Source organism: Salinibacterium amurskyense, assembly GCF_002797685.1.
Lineage (GTDB): Bacteria > Actinomycetota > Actinomycetes > Actinomycetales > Microbacteriaceae > Rhodoglobus > Rhodoglobus amurskyensis.
In genome coordinates, this window is sequence record NZ_PGFH01000002.1 from 115,587 (window position 1) to 129,953 (window position 14,367).

Annotated in this window: 19 protein-coding genes; 10 read left to right on the plus strand and 9 right to left on the minus strand. The window is 63.3% G+C overall.

Annotation, left to right across the window (positions count from 1 at the left end):
• Positions 1-25 precede the first annotated feature (25 nt).
• Both CLV85_RS09680 and CLV85_RS09685 read right to left on the minus strand, forming a co-directional pair.
• A complete protein-coding gene (locus CLV85_RS09680) occupies positions 26-292 on the minus strand; it encodes a hypothetical protein (RefSeq protein WP_100389432.1) in 267 nt (88 codons plus the stop codon).
• 158 nt (positions 293-450) lie between these two features.
• Positions 451-762, minus strand: coding sequence for a PLDc N-terminal domain-containing protein (locus CLV85_RS09685; RefSeq protein WP_100389433.1), 312 nt, complete (start codon positions 760-762; stop codon positions 451-453).
• A gap of 292 nt (positions 763-1,054) precedes the next feature.
• On the opposite strand from CLV85_RS09685, the gene CLV85_RS09690 reads away from it, so the two are divergent.
• Positions 1,055-2,104, plus strand: coding sequence for a threonine aldolase family protein (locus CLV85_RS09690; RefSeq protein ID WP_169925813.1), 1,050 nt, complete (start codon positions 1,055-1,057; stop codon positions 2,102-2,104).
• Here the strand turns inward: CLV85_RS09690 and CLV85_RS09695 are convergent.
• Positions 2,101-3,768 carry an MDR family MFS transporter gene (locus tag CLV85_RS09695; protein ID WP_229820563.1) on the minus strand — a complete coding sequence of 556 codons (1,668 nt, stop codon included), beginning with the start codon at positions 3,766-3,768 and terminating at the stop codon, positions 2,101-2,103. The genes CLV85_RS09690 and CLV85_RS09695 overlap by 4 nt on opposite strands.
• Positions 3,765-4,307, minus strand: a complete 543-nt coding sequence (locus CLV85_RS09700; RefSeq protein WP_100389434.1) for a MarR family winged helix-turn-helix transcriptional regulator — start codon at positions 4,305-4,307, stop codon at positions 3,765-3,767. The genes CLV85_RS09695 and CLV85_RS09700 overlap by 4 nt, the downstream gene beginning before the upstream one ends.
• 131 nt (positions 4,308-4,438) lie before the next feature.
• Here CLV85_RS09700 and CLV85_RS09705 point away from each other — a divergent pair, with 131 nt between their 5' ends.
• The 7 genes from CLV85_RS09705 (at position 4,439) to CLV85_RS09735 (ending at position 9,147) form a co-directional block, all read left to right on the plus strand.
• The gene (locus CLV85_RS09705) at positions 4,439-5,107 is read left to right on the plus strand and encodes a DNA alkylation repair protein (RefSeq protein WP_100389435.1); all 669 of its coding nucleotides are present in this window, start codon (positions 4,439-4,441) and stop codon (positions 5,105-5,107) included.
• Positions 5,104-5,517: a DUF1801 domain-containing protein gene (locus tag CLV85_RS09710; protein WP_100389436.1), complete on the plus strand. Its 414-nt coding sequence runs from the start codon at positions 5,104-5,106 to the stop codon at positions 5,515-5,517. The genes CLV85_RS09705 and CLV85_RS09710 overlap by 4 nt, the downstream gene beginning before the upstream one ends.
• A 132-nt stretch (positions 5,518-5,649) precedes the next feature.
• Positions 5,650-6,045, plus strand: coding sequence for a hypothetical protein (locus CLV85_RS09715; protein ID WP_100389437.1), 396 nt, complete (start codon positions 5,650-5,652; stop codon positions 6,043-6,045).
• Between the two features lie 81 nt (positions 6,046-6,126).
• Positions 6,127-7,020, plus strand: coding sequence for a F510_1955 family glycosylhydrolase (locus CLV85_RS09720; RefSeq protein ID WP_100389438.1), 894 nt, complete (start codon positions 6,127-6,129; stop codon positions 7,018-7,020).
• Positions 7,021-7,128: 108 nt separating this feature from the next.
• Positions 7,129-8,007: an alpha/beta fold hydrolase gene (locus CLV85_RS09725; RefSeq protein ID WP_100389439.1), complete on the plus strand. Its 879-nt coding sequence runs from the start codon at positions 7,129-7,131 to the stop codon at positions 8,005-8,007.
• Positions 8,000-8,569, plus strand: a complete 570-nt coding sequence (locus tag CLV85_RS09730) for a TetR/AcrR family transcriptional regulator (protein ID WP_100389440.1) — start codon at positions 8,000-8,002, stop codon at positions 8,567-8,569. Before CLV85_RS09725 ends, CLV85_RS09730 begins: the two co-directional genes overlap by 8 nt.
• Positions 8,570-8,661: 92 nt before the next feature.
• On the plus strand, positions 8,662-9,147 hold the full coding sequence (locus CLV85_RS09735; RefSeq protein WP_100389441.1) for a GNAT family N-acetyltransferase: 486 nt from the start codon (positions 8,662-8,664) through the stop codon (positions 9,145-9,147).
• A gap of 9 nt (positions 9,148-9,156) precedes the next feature.
• Here the strand turns inward: CLV85_RS09735 and CLV85_RS09740 are convergent, their stop codons facing one another.
• Complete coding sequence (locus CLV85_RS09740; protein WP_100389442.1) at positions 9,157-9,420, minus strand: DUF1905 domain-containing protein; 264 nt, start codon at positions 9,418-9,420, stop codon at positions 9,157-9,159.
• Positions 9,421-9,463: 43 nt separating this feature from the next.
• Complete coding sequence (locus CLV85_RS09745; protein WP_100389443.1) at positions 9,464-9,934, minus strand: Lrp/AsnC family transcriptional regulator; 471 nt, start codon at positions 9,932-9,934, stop codon at positions 9,464-9,466.
• A 155-nt stretch (positions 9,935-10,089) separates the two neighbouring features.
• Here CLV85_RS09745 and ald point away from each other — a divergent pair, with 155 nt between their 5' ends.
• Entirely contained in the window at positions 10,090-11,178 is a 1,089-nt protein-coding gene (ald, locus tag CLV85_RS09750) for an alanine dehydrogenase (protein WP_100389444.1), read from the plus strand.
• Here ald and CLV85_RS09755 read toward each other — a convergent pair.
• The 3 genes from CLV85_RS09755 to CLV85_RS09765 all read right to left on the minus strand — a co-directional run bounded on the left by CLV85_RS09755 (position 11,175) and on the right by CLV85_RS09765 (position 13,704).
• Positions 11,175-11,633 carry a hypothetical protein gene (locus CLV85_RS09755; protein WP_100389445.1) on the minus strand — a complete coding sequence of 153 codons (459 nt, stop codon included), beginning with the start codon at positions 11,631-11,633 and terminating at the stop codon, positions 11,175-11,177. The two genes, ald and CLV85_RS09755, sit on opposite strands and share 4 nt — an antisense overlap.
• 151 nt (positions 11,634-11,784) lie before the next feature.
• A complete protein-coding gene (locus CLV85_RS09760) occupies positions 11,785-12,555 on the minus strand; it encodes a gamma-glutamyl-gamma-aminobutyrate hydrolase family protein (protein WP_100389446.1) in 771 nt (256 codons plus the stop codon).
• Between the two features lie 108 nt (positions 12,556-12,663).
• Complete coding sequence (locus tag CLV85_RS09765) at positions 12,664-13,704, minus strand: zinc-binding dehydrogenase (protein WP_100389447.1); 1,041 nt, start codon at positions 13,702-13,704, stop codon at positions 12,664-12,666.
• A 71-nt stretch (positions 13,705-13,775) separates the two neighbouring features.
• Here CLV85_RS09765 and CLV85_RS09770 point away from each other — a divergent pair, with 71 nt between their 5' ends.
• Positions 13,776-14,366, plus strand: coding sequence for a TetR/AcrR family transcriptional regulator (locus CLV85_RS09770; RefSeq protein ID WP_100389448.1), 591 nt, complete (start codon positions 13,776-13,778; stop codon positions 14,364-14,366).
• Position 14,367: the final 1 nt, after the last annotated feature.

The following is a 14,367-nucleotide window of genomic DNA, read 5'->3' on the forward strand; positions in this document are numbered from 1 at the left end:
GGTGACGACCATGGCAGGGCGAGCCCTAAATCTTGGGCTTGGTGCTGGGCTGACTCAGTTGGAACTGCCGCTGGTGGCGCGCTTTGGCCTCGTCAAGAGTGGCGCACGTTCCCAATGGGCGAGCGCGGTGGTCGGTAATGAAGAACTCCCCGGCGGCGCTGCGCTCGATCATGCCGGCGAATTCGCCGGCGGCGTTGCCCACCCAAAGGCCTGCTTGGATGGTCGTCCAAGCGACGGTGGGGCGTGCACGGTCTGCTGAACCTTCGGTCGGCCGGGGCGCGGCAATCGTCATAGTTTTCTACTCCTTCGAGTTCACACTATTGAAGACCTCAGACACTGCGGGGATAAATTCCACGGCGGTGCGGTTGTGCTCTCCTTAGATTCAACTCCTCACGAGCTGATCTGTCGAGCCTTCATTAGAGCATTTTCAATGTTCGTAACATTCGTTGCTCAGGCGGGCGTTGGCTGCTCGTGTGCGCGCACGTCGTCGAGCATCTTTCGGCGACCAATGATGAACCAGCAGAGCGGGCCAACGATGGTGACGACCAGCGAGATGCCCACCCACACGGCAAGTTCAATCGCCCGCAGCTTGTCGCGGTTGCGATACAGGGAAACGAGAGCCAGCACTGAGACAGCGAGCGAAGTCAGCCCGAGGACTACGAAGAAGCCGATGTAGGCGACCCAAAAGACCATCATGAAGATGACTGCGAATGCTGCTGATGCTTCGGGTCCGCCGTTGCTGACCGCTGCAAGAATGCTCATGTTTTAAGGGTACCGCGCCGCAGGTGGTGAACCATAGCCCTAGAAAGGGCGTCGTGTCGTTGCGTAGAGCGCAATTAACCTGCACGGAGGCAGTGAGGTGCCATCACGTCTATCCGGCGCCGCTCGCCGGGAGTTATCATCGACTAAGAGTGGCTCGGAGCAGTGCTGATCGTTGCCGAACACTCGACTGGATCGCTTTCTGCGGTGGCGATTCGGTCTAGTAGCGCTCGAGGCCTAGGGCCCGAGGCGCATCCGATTGGCATTTCCTATTTTCTCGTTTCAGAAAGCTGCCATGACCCCCACCGACTCCATTCTGCGTGGCTACTTGAGTGACAACGCTGCTGGTGCTTCACCGCAGATTCTGGATGCCGTTGTCGCGGCATCCGCCGGCCCTGCGGCCCCCTACGGAAACGATGCGCTCACGGCTCAGATGCGCGCCAAGATGGCGGCCGCGTTCGAGTGCGAGCTCGACGTCTTTGCGGTGGGCACGGGCTCCGCAGCGAACGGTATCGGGCTTGCGGCTCTGACGCGCCCGTGGGGCAGCATCCTTGCTCACCGCGACAGCCACATCCAGAACGATGAGGCCGGCGCTCCCGAGTTCTTTACTGACGGCTCGAAGATCGTGTTGCTCGGCGGCGAGCATTCCAAAATTGACCCCGATGAACTACGCGCAGCTGTGAAGGTGGGGGTGGGTGACGTGCACAGCGTTCAGGCCTCCGTGCTCAGCATCACTCAGGTCACCGAGACGGGCAGCGTTTACACGATCGACGAATTGCGCGTTCTGACGAGCATTGCGCGCGAGGCCGGCCTGCGCATCCACATGGATGGCGCCCGCTTTGCGAATGCTATCGTCGCCCTCGATGTGAGCCCGGCCGAGATGACCTGGAAATTGGGCGTCGACATGCTCTCGTTCGGTGCCACCAAGAATGGTGCGCTCACAGCGGATGCGATCGTCTGCTTTGACCCGACTTTGGCCACCGAATTGTCGTTCCGCCACAAGCGCGGCGGGCAGCTCACCTCGAAGATGCGTTTTCAGGCCGCCCAGCTTGATGCCTATTTGACCGATGATCTCTGGTTCGACAACGCGCGTCAGGCCAACGCTATGGCTGCACGGTTGCGTGCCGGAATCGCGGATGTCGCGGGCGTGACCGTCACGAGCGAACCCGGCAGCAACATCATCTTCGCGATCTTCTCTGACGAATTGACCGATGCTCTCCACGAGCGCGGTTTCGGTTTCTACGCCAACCGCTGGGAGGCCGGCGTCGTGCGCATCGTGGTGTCGTTCGCGCACCAGGCCACCGACATTGACGAGTTCGTCGCTGCCATCCGCGAGCTCGCTTAGTCCTTATTCTCGTCGGCGGGTTCGTCGGTGGCCGTGTCGGCCGTGTCAGTCTTGCCGGGCTTGTCAGCGTCGTCAGCCTTGTCGGTCGTCACTCCGGCGGGCGGCGCCATGCCGATCGTGGTGCGCAGCACCGAGCCGCGAGCTACCGCAATCGCGATGACGGCCGTGGCGGTCACGAGCGCGGCGATCATGAAGACGGAACCAAAGGCATCCGCGTAGGCGTGGTGGAACGCGGTCTGAATGGCTTCGGGTAGTCCGGTGATATCGAGGCTGGTTTCGCCGGAGCCGTTCGAGAGGGCGCTGGGGTCGACACCGATCTCGGCAAGGTCGTCCACGATGTTCGTGCTGACGTGATTGGTGAGCACCGCACCAAGAACGGTGACGCCGACGGCGCCGCCGAGCGAGCGGAAGAAGGCGATTGCAGCCGAGGCTGATCCGACATCCTTCACGTCAACGGTGTTCTGGACGGCGAGCACGACGTTCTGCACGAGGGCACCGATGCCGACGCCCATGAGCACCATGTAGATCGCGACGGTCCAGTAGGCGGTGTCGTGGGTGATCGTGCCGAGGCCCGTGAGGCCGGCGAGCAGCAAGACGCTACCGACGAGCATGACGGGCTTCCAGCGACCGATGCGGCTGACGATGAGACCACCGATGGTGGCGGAGAGCAGCTGCGAGATGATCATCGGGATGGTCATCAGGCCAGCCTGCGTGGGGCTCGCTCCCGTGCCGAGTTGGAAGTACTGGGTGAGTAAGATGCCCGAGCCGAACATGCCGACACCGATGCCGACGCTGGCCACGATCATCCAGATGGTGGTCGAGTTGCCGAGCAAGCGCAGCGGAATCATGGGGGTGGGCGCGCGCAGTTCGACGATCACGGCGAAGAGGCCGACCACGAGGAAAGCGGCGAGGAAGACGCCCGACTGCCACGAGATCCAGTCGTAGTCGTTGCCCGCGAAGGTTACCCAGAGCATGGGCAGGGCGGCAGTGATCGAGACGAGCAGTGCGCCCAGGTAGTCGAGGCGCGTCTGGCGGCGCACGGTCGCGGGCAGGTGCAGCTTCAGCTGGAGAACGATGAGGGCGATTACGGCCAGCGGAAGGCTGACGAAGAAGCACCAACGCCATCCGAGCGAGTCGGTGATGACGCCACCCAGCAGCGGGCCGGAGACGGTGGCCACGGCCATAACGGCACCCATGTAGCCGGCGTAGCGTCCGCGCTCACGGGGAGCGATGATCGAGCCCATGATCGACTGCACGAGGGCCGTGAGGCCACCCATCGCGATTCCTTGAAGGGCGCGGGCGATCATGAGAACGCCGATCGAACCCGCGAAGCCTGCGGCGATCGAGCCGACGAGGAAGAAGATGATCGAGAGCTGGGTCAGTAGCTTCTTGTCGTAGAGGTCAGAGAGCTTGCCCCAGATGGGCGTGGTGATCGTCATCGCCAGCAGGCTCGACGTGATGACCCAGGTGTACTGGCGCTGGGTTCCATCGAGCTCGGCGATGATCGTCGGCAGCGCGGTCGACACGATTGTGGTGGAGATCATGGCGGTGAAGAGCGCGGCGAGAAGGCCGGTCATCACCTGCAAAATTTCGCGGTGCGTGTAGGTCACAGGGGCACCGGAGTGATCGGGGGATGGCGTGGTAGCGCGGGCGGGAGCGGTCATTCAGAGATCTCGTCTTCGTCGGTAGTGCGGGTGTCAGTGAGGGCAGTAGTGGCAGGCGCGGTGGTAGGCGCGGTGCCCGATTCGGCGTCGGCCGGAGTCTCGGAGGGCTGAAGAACCTCAGCCAGTCGCTCATTCAGCACCGTGAGCAGGGCTACGGCGCGTTCGGCTTCCTCGGGGGTCCAGTCGTCAAGAGCTGCAGCAAATTTGTGGATGATGCGGCTGTCGCCCTCGGCAAGCGCTGCGCGTCCCTGCTCGGTGATGGAGATGAGCACCGCGCGGGCGTCGAGAGGGTCGGTGCGGCGTTCAACGAGAGCCTCGGCTTCGAGCGCTTCGACAGCGCGCGAGGCAACGGGGGCGGAGACAACGAGCTGGTGGGCGAGTTCGCCGAGGCGCGCATCGCCCTCCAAGAGATGGCGCAGAAAGCCGTACTTGGTGCCGGCGAGACTGCGCTCGCGGCTGCGCTGGGCGGCCTTGCGGAAGGTGCGGCTGATCGTCACCATTCCGGTGAGGATGGCCGTGGCATCCGTTTTATCTAGCAAGTCTCATCTCCTTTAAGTACTTAGCGAGGGTAACTATATTGCTTACCTTAAGCAACTAACTGAGCGGATACGTTTTTCAGAGATGCAATCGCTCGCCCGCGGCGCTGTGGGGGAGTAGCGTCGGAGGGGTGATGAGCGCTGCGGCAGTAGAGGTAATAGCTGAATTGGCCGCGCTCGCGGACCCCAAGGTTCGCGCCGTGAACGAACGGCATGGCGACGACCACGGGGTGAACCTGAGCAAGCTGCGGGCCATTGCCAAGCGGCTCAAGACGCAGCATCCACTCGCCGTTGAATTGTGGGCGACGGACGAGACTCCCGCGCAACTCGTAGCCCTGCTGATCTGCAAGCCCAAAGAATTCACTCGCGACGAACTGGATGCCATGGAGCGCCAGGCGCGAGCATCAAAGGTGCGCGACTGGTTGATCAACTATGTCGTCAAGAAGAGCCCACATGCCGAAGAGTTGCGCGTGGCGTGGACGGCTGACTCGGATGCCAGCGTGCGCAGTGCCGGTTGGGCGCTGACGGCCGAGCGGGTGCGCAAGAACGCTGACGGGCTCGATCTGCCTAGTTTGCTCGATGTGGTCGAGACCGAGATGAAGGATGCCCCGGATCGACTGCAGTGGGAGATGAACAACACGCTCGCCTATATCGGCATCGAGCACGCGGAGCTTCGGGAGCGGGCACTCGAGATTGGTGAACGGCTCGAGGTGTTGAAGGACTACCCGACCTCGCCGGGATGCACGTCGCCCTACGCGCCGCTGTGGATCGCAGAGATGGTGCGCGGTCAGGAGAAGTCATGATGCCGCCCGAGGTCGCAGCGACCTTCGCTGACTACCCGGAGGCGATCCGCACCGAGCTGCTCACGCTTCGCGAACTGATTCTCAGCACGGCATCCGAGACCGAGGGTGTTGGTGCGATCACCGAAACGCTCAAGTGGGGCGAGCCGGCGTACCTCACGAGCCAGACGCGAAGCGGAAGCACGATTCGCATCGCTCCGACGAACGCGAAGTCAACGCACGACTACGCGATGTTCTTCATCTGCAGCACCAACTTGGTCAGCGACTTTCGGGCCCAGTTCGGCGATACATTTGCCTACGAGGGCGAGCGCGCGGTGCTGTTCAACGTTGGCGATGTTGTGCCGGTCGACGAGGTGCGCGAGTGTGTGCGGCAGGCGCTGACGTATCACTTGCGTACAGAAGCGCGTCGCTGAAAATCACGGCCCGCTCTTGGTAGCGGCTGTCGACTGACGGCTGTCAGGTCTCCGCCCTCGGTTAGCGCTCAGCTAGCGAGAGCGCGTCGTCGATTACGATCAGTGGAGAGTAAGGCAGGGGCGGTGACCGTGATGGAGCAGGCGACGAACGTTGTTCGATCGCTTCGCGCTGCCCTCGTGGTGATCGCAACGCTGCTGGCCGTGGTGGCGCTTCTCGCAATGCACTCGGTTGCGGCGGATGCGGCTCCGGCCGTGACCGGCCACGCCGTCGCCCAATCCTCCGCAGCATCGCACGACTCGGAACCTTCGAGCGTCGAACATTGTCCCTGCCCCAGCGACTCCGATTCGTCGATGTCGATGGCGGAGTGCACGCCGATTGCGGCCTTGACGGGCGTCGTGGCCCCGGCGTCATTGCGCTCGCAGTGTGCACTTGCGGGTCCGCTTCCGGCCTCTCACTCGCTGAACACCGGCGCCATTCTGGGCGCTCCCGCACCTTCGCTTCACGCTCTTTCTATCAATCGCACCTAATCGGCGGGATGTCGGCTTAGCCGAGATCTTTACGGCTCCTTTCGGGAGCCGCCGATTTGAGTACGAACGAGAAGGAACACAGTGAAGAACAAAATCATCATGAACCGCGGTGCGCTCGCAGCCGTGACAACCATTTCCGCTATTGCCTTGACCGGGTGCACCGCGGTAACGCCGATTGTGGAGGCCGACAGCACGCCGTCAGCCCTCAGCGTTTTCGAGCACGTGCATGGCCTCGGCATCGACTCCAGCGAGAACATTCTCGTGGCGAGCCATTCGGGTGTTTACCGGGTGGATGCCACGGGCGAGTTGAGCGGTCCGCTCGGCGGAGAGTCGTTCGACGCGATGGGCTTCGCGGCGGCGGGCGACCAATACTTCGTCTCGGGGCATCCGGATCCCAGCTCCAACGCCTTTGACGGTCCCAACTTGGGGCTGCTCTCAAGCGCTGATGCGGGGGAGTCCTGGGCTAGCATCTCGCTGGCCGCGGAAACAGATTTTCATGCGCTGACGGTCAACCCCAACGACCCCAGCCGGCTGTACGGGCTGTCATCGGATGGCGCACCGCTGTCGGTGAGCGCAGACGGGGGCGCGACCTGGAGCGCCGGCGCGAGCATCCAAGCCTATTCACTCGTCGCTGATCCGAGCAGTGTTGACCGTCTGTACGCCACCACGCCAGATGGCCTAGCGCTGAGCGATGATGCGGGGCAGTCATTCGCGCTGACAGTGGGGGCGCCATTGCTGTATTTGCTTGCCACAGCGCCGCAAGCGCCTGGTGTGCTCGTGGGAGTGGATGTCGAAGGCATCGTCTGGGTGCGTTCGGCGGAGACAGAGGCGTGGTCTGACCGCGGAACCGTGCAGGGCACAGCTTTCGCCCTTGCGGTTGGGGCAGAGGGTGACCGCATTGCCCTGATTGACGAGCGCGGACTCGTCGAGTCATTCGATGGCGGAGACACCTGGACAGTGCTCACGGCGGGGTAGCGCGACGGGGTGGGGCCGCCGCGGCGGGTGAGGCAGGTGCGGCAATCTAATGACGTCACGGGCAAGTCGGCTATTGACACTAGCCTTTTGGCTAACTAACTTAGCCACATGACGAACCGACACTCAACCGATGCAGCAACCCAGTACCTCACGGTGCCGGGCGGCACGATCGCTTTCGACGAGCGCGGCAGCGGCCCCCTTCTCCTCCTCGTCCCCGGCATGGGCGACTTGCGCTCCACCTACCGCTTTCTGGCTCCCGCGCTCGCGGCTGCCGGCTATCGGGTCGTCACCACCGACCTCCGCGGCCAGGGCGATAGCAGCGTGGGCTTCGACTCCTATGGTGATGAGGCAACGGCATCCGACATCTCTGCACTGTTGCGGCAGCTGGATGCCCCGGCCGTCGTCGTGGGCAACTCGATGGGTGCTGGCGCTGCGGTGATTGCCGCGGCCGAAACACCCGAACTCGTTGCCGGTCTCGTGCTGGTAGGCCCGTTCGTGCGGGAGCCAGCATCCGCGAACCCGCTCCTGAAGTTCGTGATGCGCATCCTCATGGCGCGTCCCTGGGCCGCCGCGGTGTGGAAGGGCTACCTGCCGAAGCTTTACGCGGGAACGAAGCCTCGCGACTTTGCCGAGTATCGGGATGCGGTGATCGCGGCGCTCCACCGGCCTGGTTATGCACGTGCGTTTAGCGAGACCACGCGCACCGATCACGTGAAAGCGGGGGAGAGCTTGGCATCGATCACGGCCCCTACGCTGGTGGTTATGGGCACCAACGATCCCGACTTTCCTGACCCGCACGCGGAGGCGGACTGGATCAGCTGCGCGCTCAGCGCCACGACCGTGATGATCGAGGATGCCGGCCACTACCCGCAGTCGCAACAGCCTGAGCAGACTGCCGCGGCCATTCTCGAGTTCCTGAGTGCTTCAGGGTTCGGTGCTTCTGGGCGCGATGCGTCAGGGCTGAACCCAGAAGGACACCGTGCCTAGGGCTGGGCTCAGCTCGGCCGCCGTTATCGAGAGGGCTGCCGAGCTCCTGGACGAGCACGGCTCCGAGAGCCTCAACCTGGCCGCGGTCGCAACTAGCTTCGGCGTGAAAATCCCTTCCCTCTATAAGCATGTCGATGGAGTGCAGGGGCTGCGGCGCGGCATCATGCTCGCTGCCAAGGCAGAGCTCACCGCGGCAATGGAACAGGCCGCAGTGGGGCGTTCGCGCGACGACGCCATCCGCGGAATCGCGATCGCTTACCGTGACTGGGCGCTGCGGCATCCCGGGCAGTATCCGTTGACGGTGCGTGCAGCAGCACCGGATGACGCGGATGACGAGGCCGTGTCAGCCGCGAGCGTTGCGGTGATCTTCGCTGTCTTAGCGGGCTACAGCCTGCGCGACGACGACGCTGTGGATGCCACCCGTTTTCTCCGCTCAGCACTCCACGGCTTTGTCTCGCTCGAAACGGGCGGAGCCTTCGAATTGCCCGTCGACCGCGAACGCAGCTTCAGCGCTCTCGTGGAAAGCGTCGTGACGGCGCTCGCCGCGTGGGGTGGCGAGTAGCTGCCAGAGCGAGACTTCGCCCTCTGCAGGGATTGCGGGCATATGATCGTGCCACTCACAATCGCGACGGCGCGGCAGTGAAGAAGGACCCAATGACTGACCCCAGCGACATGTCACCATCGACTGAATCGTGGTTGCCCGCGGGCTGGCAGCATCCGACCCACGTCGCTTTGTCAACTGGGCACCACCTCCGCCCGATCCGCGCCTCCGATACCGAGCTCGATATGGATGCCGTAATGGGCTCGCGGGAACGACTGTGGTCGATCTATGGCGAGGCCTGGGGTTGGCCGCCGGCGTCGATGACTGCCGAGCAAGATCGCGCCGATCTGCAGCGGCATGCCGACGAGATGGAAACTAATGAGTCGTTCAACTTCGCGCTCTTCGACGCGGACGAGACCGAACTCATCGGCTGTGTGTACATCGACCCCAGCGAGGACGAGACAGCGGATGCTGACATCTCCTGGTGGGTGCGGGACGAGTACGTCGGCACCGAGCTCGAAGCGGCACTCAACGAATTCGTGCCGGCATGGATCGAACGAGACTGGCCGCTTGCGAACCCGCGCTTCGACCTTTTCTAGCCTGGACCTCTAGCGCTCGATGTGAACCTGCACTTCGTCGCCGACATCTTTCTTGAGCTTCTTGCGTAGTGCCGCGCTCACGGAGATGAAGTGGTTCCCTTGGCCGGTCGGCATCAGCGCCGAAGTCACGGCGATGCCGTCAACCGCGGCGGTCGCCTTGACGGATTTTCCTGTTCCGAAGAAGTCTTTTGAGTCGGGAATTTCGATCACCGACCAGCTCGGCATCCACTCCGGATTGATGATGGTTCCAGTGAAGTTGAGGTTATCTGCCATTTAGCGAGCCTATGAGGGGCGTGTTCAGAATGGCAAGGATGTTCTAGGCAAAGTCGGTAGCTACCGCGTTGCGGTGGTATTCAAAGATCATGCTCGTATTGGTGGAGGCAACGCTGTGGCGGGCCGACAGGTGGTCGACCACGAATAGCCGAACCTTTGAGGAGTTTTCGACCGCAATGTGCACGAGAAAGTCGTCACCGCCACCCACGAAGAACAACTGAATCACTTCGGGCAGCCGACGGATTTCTTCCGTGAAGGCTTGGATGCTCTCCTGGCGGGCACCTGGGCGCAGCGAGACTCCGATGATCGCTTGCAGCCCACGCCCGAGCTTCGCTTGGTTGAGCGCGGCGTGATACCCGGTGATGAGACCGCGGTCGAAGAGTGACTTGATTCGAGTGTGAGCGGTGGATGCCGCAATGCCGACGGTGCTCGCGATTGCCGCGTTGCTCATCCGGGCGTCCCGCGAGAGAAGGGTGAGAATCTTGGTGTCGATCGGGTCTAGCTCGTCAGCCATGCGAAGATCCTTCGGTTGGAAAGCAGATTCAGCGCAATTTTGGCACGGATTTGGGCTCCAGCACACTAGTTTCCGATCAAAATTCTGACTTTTCCACAAAAGACAGAATTTCTGACAGGGTTGAGCAACTCCACTCCGCTGCGAAAGGTAAGTCGATGCGCATTTCTGTGCCTGCTGAAATCAAGAACAACGAAAATCGTGTTGCGATAACCCCGGCGGGCGTCGACACCTTGGTAGCTGGCGGGCACGCGGTCACCATTCAGTCGGGTGCCGGTCTTGGCAGCGGCTTCACGGATGAGCTATACGCGGCAGCAGGCGCACAGATCGTCGCCGACGCTGACGAGGTATGGGCATCCGCCGACCTCGTTGTGAAGGTCAAAGAGCCGATCGCTTCGGAGTACGGCTATTTTCGCAAAGACCTCGTTCTTTTCACCTACTTGCACCTCGCTGCCGACCGCGCGCTGACTGAAGCCCTCGTTGCTTCGGGAACCACCGCGATCGCCTACGAGACTGTTCAGGGCGACGACCGTTCGCTTCCTCTTCTTGCCCCGATGAGTGAGGTCGCTGGTCGACTCTCCATCGTCGCTGGCGCCCACGCTCTGCTCAAGGCCGAGGGTGGCAGTGGCCAGCTGCTCGGTGGAGTTGCCGGAACTCCCAAGGCCAAGGTCGTCGTGATCGGTGGCGGTGTTGCTGGTGAGCACGCCGCAGCGAACGCTCTCGGTCTGGGCGCCAGCGTGACGATCATCGACATCTCGCTTCCGCGTCTTCGTGCGCTCGAAGTGCGCTTCAATGGTGAGGTTCAGACCCGCGTTTCAACGCGCTACGAAATCGCCGAGCAGCTTCTCGAGGCTGACCTCGTTATCGGTTCGGTGCTGATCCCCGGCGCCGCAGCTCCCAAGCTCGTCACCGACGAAATGGTGGCATCGATGAAGCCCGGTTCCGTGCTCGTCGACATCGCGATCGACCAGGGCGGATGCTTCGAAGGCTCCCACGCCACGACCTACGACGACCCCACCTTCACCGTTCACAACTCGCTCTACTACTGCGTTGCCAACATGCCCGGCGCTGTTCCTCGCACCTCGACCCGCGCGCTCAGCAACGCCACGTTGCCGTTCGTGGTCGCCATCGCGAACCACGGCTGGGACGCAGCCGCTGCCGCCTCGCCGGCACTTGCTCGCGGACTCAACGTCGCCAACGGCGAAATCGTCAACGAGGGCGTTCGCGCCGCAATGGCGGTTCGTTAGTCCCTGATCGCTAGCTGCGGACTTACGCGCGACCATCCGGCTTCGAGAGGTTCGTCGAAGCCGGGTGGGAGTAGGTGAGCTCCGCCGCTGCGGCCGCCCGTGCCGCTGTATGAGACCCTCGCGCCATTCTCTGCGAAGATTGCGGTCGGTCCGCAGCCGGCAGAGACGAACCAATCGCCCCCATTCCCGCCGTCGGTAGGAGGGACCACGACGACTACGCACACGTTGTCTTTGTTATCGCGTGCGGAGTAAATGAGATCATCCCCGGCTTCTGCGATCCCCCCGCTGACAAGAGTGAGGTCGGAATATTCGTCTGCAAAGTCCTCACCCACCCAGGCCGGAAATTCGGCCGGTGACCCGCTGGGGGGCGCGAACTGAGGTTCAGCGGTCGCGGTGCAGCCCGCAAGAGTCAGCGCAGCGCCAGCGGCAAGAAGGGCGAGAGCTAGTTTGCGCATGCTCTCAGGGTTGCACCCCGCGCATCCAATCGCAAGGATGCTTCAGCTTTGAGGCGATACGCGATACGCGATACGCGATACGCGATACGCGATAGGCGATAGGCGATAGGCGATCTGCGCGAGGCTCCCCCGACGAGTTGGCGGCTGAGCGCTAAATGGCTACTTCGCTCTGGCGTGCGTGAAATTCACGCGCCTGCGTGGTGAGCCAGCCGAAGAGCAGTTCGCGGTCGCGTTCGCTCGCCTTGTCGTCTTCGGGATGCCACTGCACAGCAATCAAAGGAGAAGTGGGGTCGGTGCTTTCCACCGCTTCGACCACGCCGTCCGCCGCGCGACCGGTGGCGGTGAGGCCGGCGCCCACGACATCCACCGCTTGGTGATGGCCGGAACGAATCGTCATCGTGCCGTCGCCGTACAGCTCCGAGAGTTGCGAAGCGGGCTCCAGCGTCACGTCGTGGTCGACCATCGCGTCGACTCCGCCGCCGCTGTGCACGACAGCGCTCGGCTCGAGGTGCTGGATGAGCGTTCCGCCGCGCGCCACGTTCACGATGTGCATCCCGCGGCAGATGGCGAGCAGCGGGAGGCGACGTTCGGTGGCCTGGTTCACGAGTTCGATGTCGACGCGGTCGGTGGTGCGGTCGATGTTGTAGAGCTTCGGATGACGCTCGGTCGCTCCATACTCGTCGGGGTCAACGTCGCCACCGCCGAGAAGCACGACGCCGTCTGCCTGGCTGAGCGCAGCATCCACGTCAGCGGCGGTAAAGCCTTCAACGCTGATGACGCGCGCACCGGTCGCTTCGATGGCCGATTTCATGGATGCTTCGAGCCCATGAATGAGCGCCGTGAGCTCCGGCTTCTCGTGGTCGCCGCCTGCCGAAGCCTTCGACAAAACGATGGTGGGAACGTACTCAGGGGTGGTGGTCATGGGCGGAATCCTCTTGACTGCATTCGGTCGCTCAGACCGTTGCGTTCAGCCTAAATGACGCGGGATCGTCTGCCGGGGCAGGAACACGAAGTTGATCTGCGCGTCAGCTCAAGGGTGCAGAACAATCTTGCCGACGTGCGCCCGCCGAGCGAGCTCTTCCTGGGCTTCGGCAGCCTGCGCGAGCGGGAACGTCGCGGCGACGAGAGGTGTGATCTCGCCCCGTCGAGCCATGCCCATGAGTAGCTCGAAGTGCTCGGGCGTGTGCATCGTGGAGCCGATGAGTTGCAGATTGTGCAGGTACAGGTCGCGCACATCGAAGCCGATCGTGTGACCGCCGAGGGCTCCGGCAACGACCCAGCGGCCGGCCTTGCGCAACAGAGGGAGTCCGTCGTGAACGAGGTCTCCGGCGACAACATCGAGAACGACATCAATGCCATTGGGGGCGGCCGCGCGCACCTGCTCGGCGATGTCGGTCGCGCGGTCGACAGCAACGTCAGCACCGGCATCCAGAACCGCCTGAATCTTGGAACCACTGCTGATCGCGATCACGCGAGCACCGCGAGCGCGTGCGAGCTGCACGAGAGCAACACCGACACCACCGGATGCCCCGGAGACCAGCACGGTTTCGCCTGACTGCAGCCGGCCGCGTTCGATCATGCCGAGTGCGGTGCCGTACGAGATAGGAAGGGCGGCGAGCTGGTCGTCGCTGAGGGGCGACTCGGTCACGTCATGGATGCGGTCGGCCGGTGCGATCACGTACTCGGCGTAGCCGCCATCGCGTTCGCTTCCCATGAGCCCGGTGATGTTGGCATCCGGCTGGTCCGCATCGTAGACAGCGGGGTCGATCACGACGCGCGAACCGAGGATGCTCACGTCGACGCCGTCGCCCACGGCGGCGACATAGCCAGCGACGTCAGCGCCCTGGATGCGCGGGAAGTCGAGTGGACCACGCCACCCGGCGCGAGGGCCCGGCAGACCGTACTCGCCTTCGCGAGTCCAAAGATCGGTGTTGTTGAGGGCCGCGGCGCTCACCTTCACGAGTACTTCGCCAGCGCCGGGAGTGGGGGTTGCCACCTCGGTCACGCGCAGAACCTCGGGCCCTCCGTGCTGGGTGAGCTGTACGGCGCGCATGGTGGTGGGAACGTCCATGGGTGTCTCCTCGTGGGTATACTGATCGGTGAACTATCCCTACAGTACACCGATCGGTAAAGGAGTGTCGAATGTCGGAGACGAAACCGATGACGGCCGCAGGGCGCCGCATCTTGGATGCCGCCGGCGAGCTCTTCTATAGCCGCGGCATTACGGCGGTCGGTGTCGATCTCATCGCCGAGCACTCGGGTGTGACCAAGCGCACCCTCTACAACCAGTTTGGCTCCAAAGATCAGCTTGTGGTCGCCTACCTCGAGGAGCGTGAACAGCGCTGGCAGCTGCTGGTTCGCGAAACAATCGCCGCCGCCGCGTCTCCGATCGAGGCAGTGCTCGCCCCTCTCGAAGCCCAGCGCACCTGGAACCAGAACAACCCGCGCGGCTGCGCCTTCATCAACGCCCTCGCCGAACTGCCCGACCCGACTCATCCCGCTCACGTCGTCGCCACGCAAGAAAAGCAGTGGCTGATCGACCTGTTCCGCGAGCTCGCAGCGGCGGCAGGATGCTCGGCGCCCGACACGCTTGCCACTCAACTCTTGGTGCTGCACGAGGGCGCCCTCGTCACGCAGCAACTCTCGCTCGACACCCTCTCGGTGAGCATCAAGCTGGCGCGAGAACTCGTGCTCGCCGCGACCTCAACTGAGTCCCAGGCGGCGTCGGCCTGAC

Coding starts and splice junctions, on each gene's coding strand:
- CLV85_RS09755 (WP_100389445.1), bottom strand. CDS start 11,633: ATGCGCAAACTAGCTCTCGCCCTTCTTGCCGCTGGCGCTGCGCTGACT.
- CLV85_RS09740 (WP_100389442.1), bottom strand. CDS start 9,420: ATGGCAGATAACCTCAACTTCACTGGAACCATCATCAATCCGGAGTGG.
- CLV85_RS09710 (WP_100389436.1), top strand. CDS start 5,104: ATGATGCCGCCCGAGGTCGCAGCGACCTTCGCTGACTACCCGGAGGCG.
- CLV85_RS09760 (WP_100389446.1), bottom strand. CDS start 12,555: ATGACCACCACCCCTGAGTACGTTCCCACCATCGTTTTGTCGAAGGCT.
- CLV85_RS09715 (WP_100389437.1), top strand. CDS start 5,650: ATGGAGCAGGCGACGAACGTTGTTCGATCGCTTCGCGCTGCCCTCGTG.
- CLV85_RS09725 (WP_100389439.1), top strand. CDS start 7,129: ATGACGAACCGACACTCAACCGATGCAGCAACCCAGTACCTCACGGTG.
- CLV85_RS09695 (WP_229820563.1), bottom strand. CDS start 3,768: ATGACCGCTCCCGCCCGCGCTACCACGCCATCCCCCGATCACTCCGGT.
- ald (WP_100389444.1), top strand. CDS start 10,090: ATGCGCATTTCTGTGCCTGCTGAAATCAAGAACAACGAAAATCGTGTT.
- CLV85_RS09735 (WP_100389441.1), top strand. CDS start 8,662: ATGACTGACCCCAGCGACATGTCACCATCGACTGAATCGTGGTTGCCC.
- CLV85_RS09680 (WP_100389432.1), bottom strand. CDS start 292: ATGACGATTGCCGCGCCCCGGCCGACCGAAGGTTCAGCAGACCGTGCA.
- CLV85_RS09685 (WP_100389433.1), bottom strand. CDS start 762: ATGAGCATTCTTGCAGCGGTCAGCAACGGCGGACCCGAAGCATCAGCA.
- CLV85_RS09745 (WP_100389443.1), bottom strand. CDS start 9,934: ATGGCTGACGAGCTAGACCCGATCGACACCAAGATTCTCACCCTTCTC.
- CLV85_RS09770 (WP_100389448.1), top strand. CDS start 13,776: ATGTCGGAGACGAAACCGATGACGGCCGCAGGGCGCCGCATCTTGGAT.
- CLV85_RS09765 (WP_100389447.1), bottom strand. CDS start 13,704: ATGGACGTTCCCACCACCATGCGCGCCGTACAGCTCACCCAGCACGGA.
- CLV85_RS09705 (WP_100389435.1), top strand. CDS start 4,439: ATGAGCGCTGCGGCAGTAGAGGTAATAGCTGAATTGGCCGCGCTCGCG.
- CLV85_RS09690 (WP_169925813.1), top strand. CDS start 1,055: ATGACCCCCACCGACTCCATTCTGCGTGGCTACTTGAGTGACAACGCT.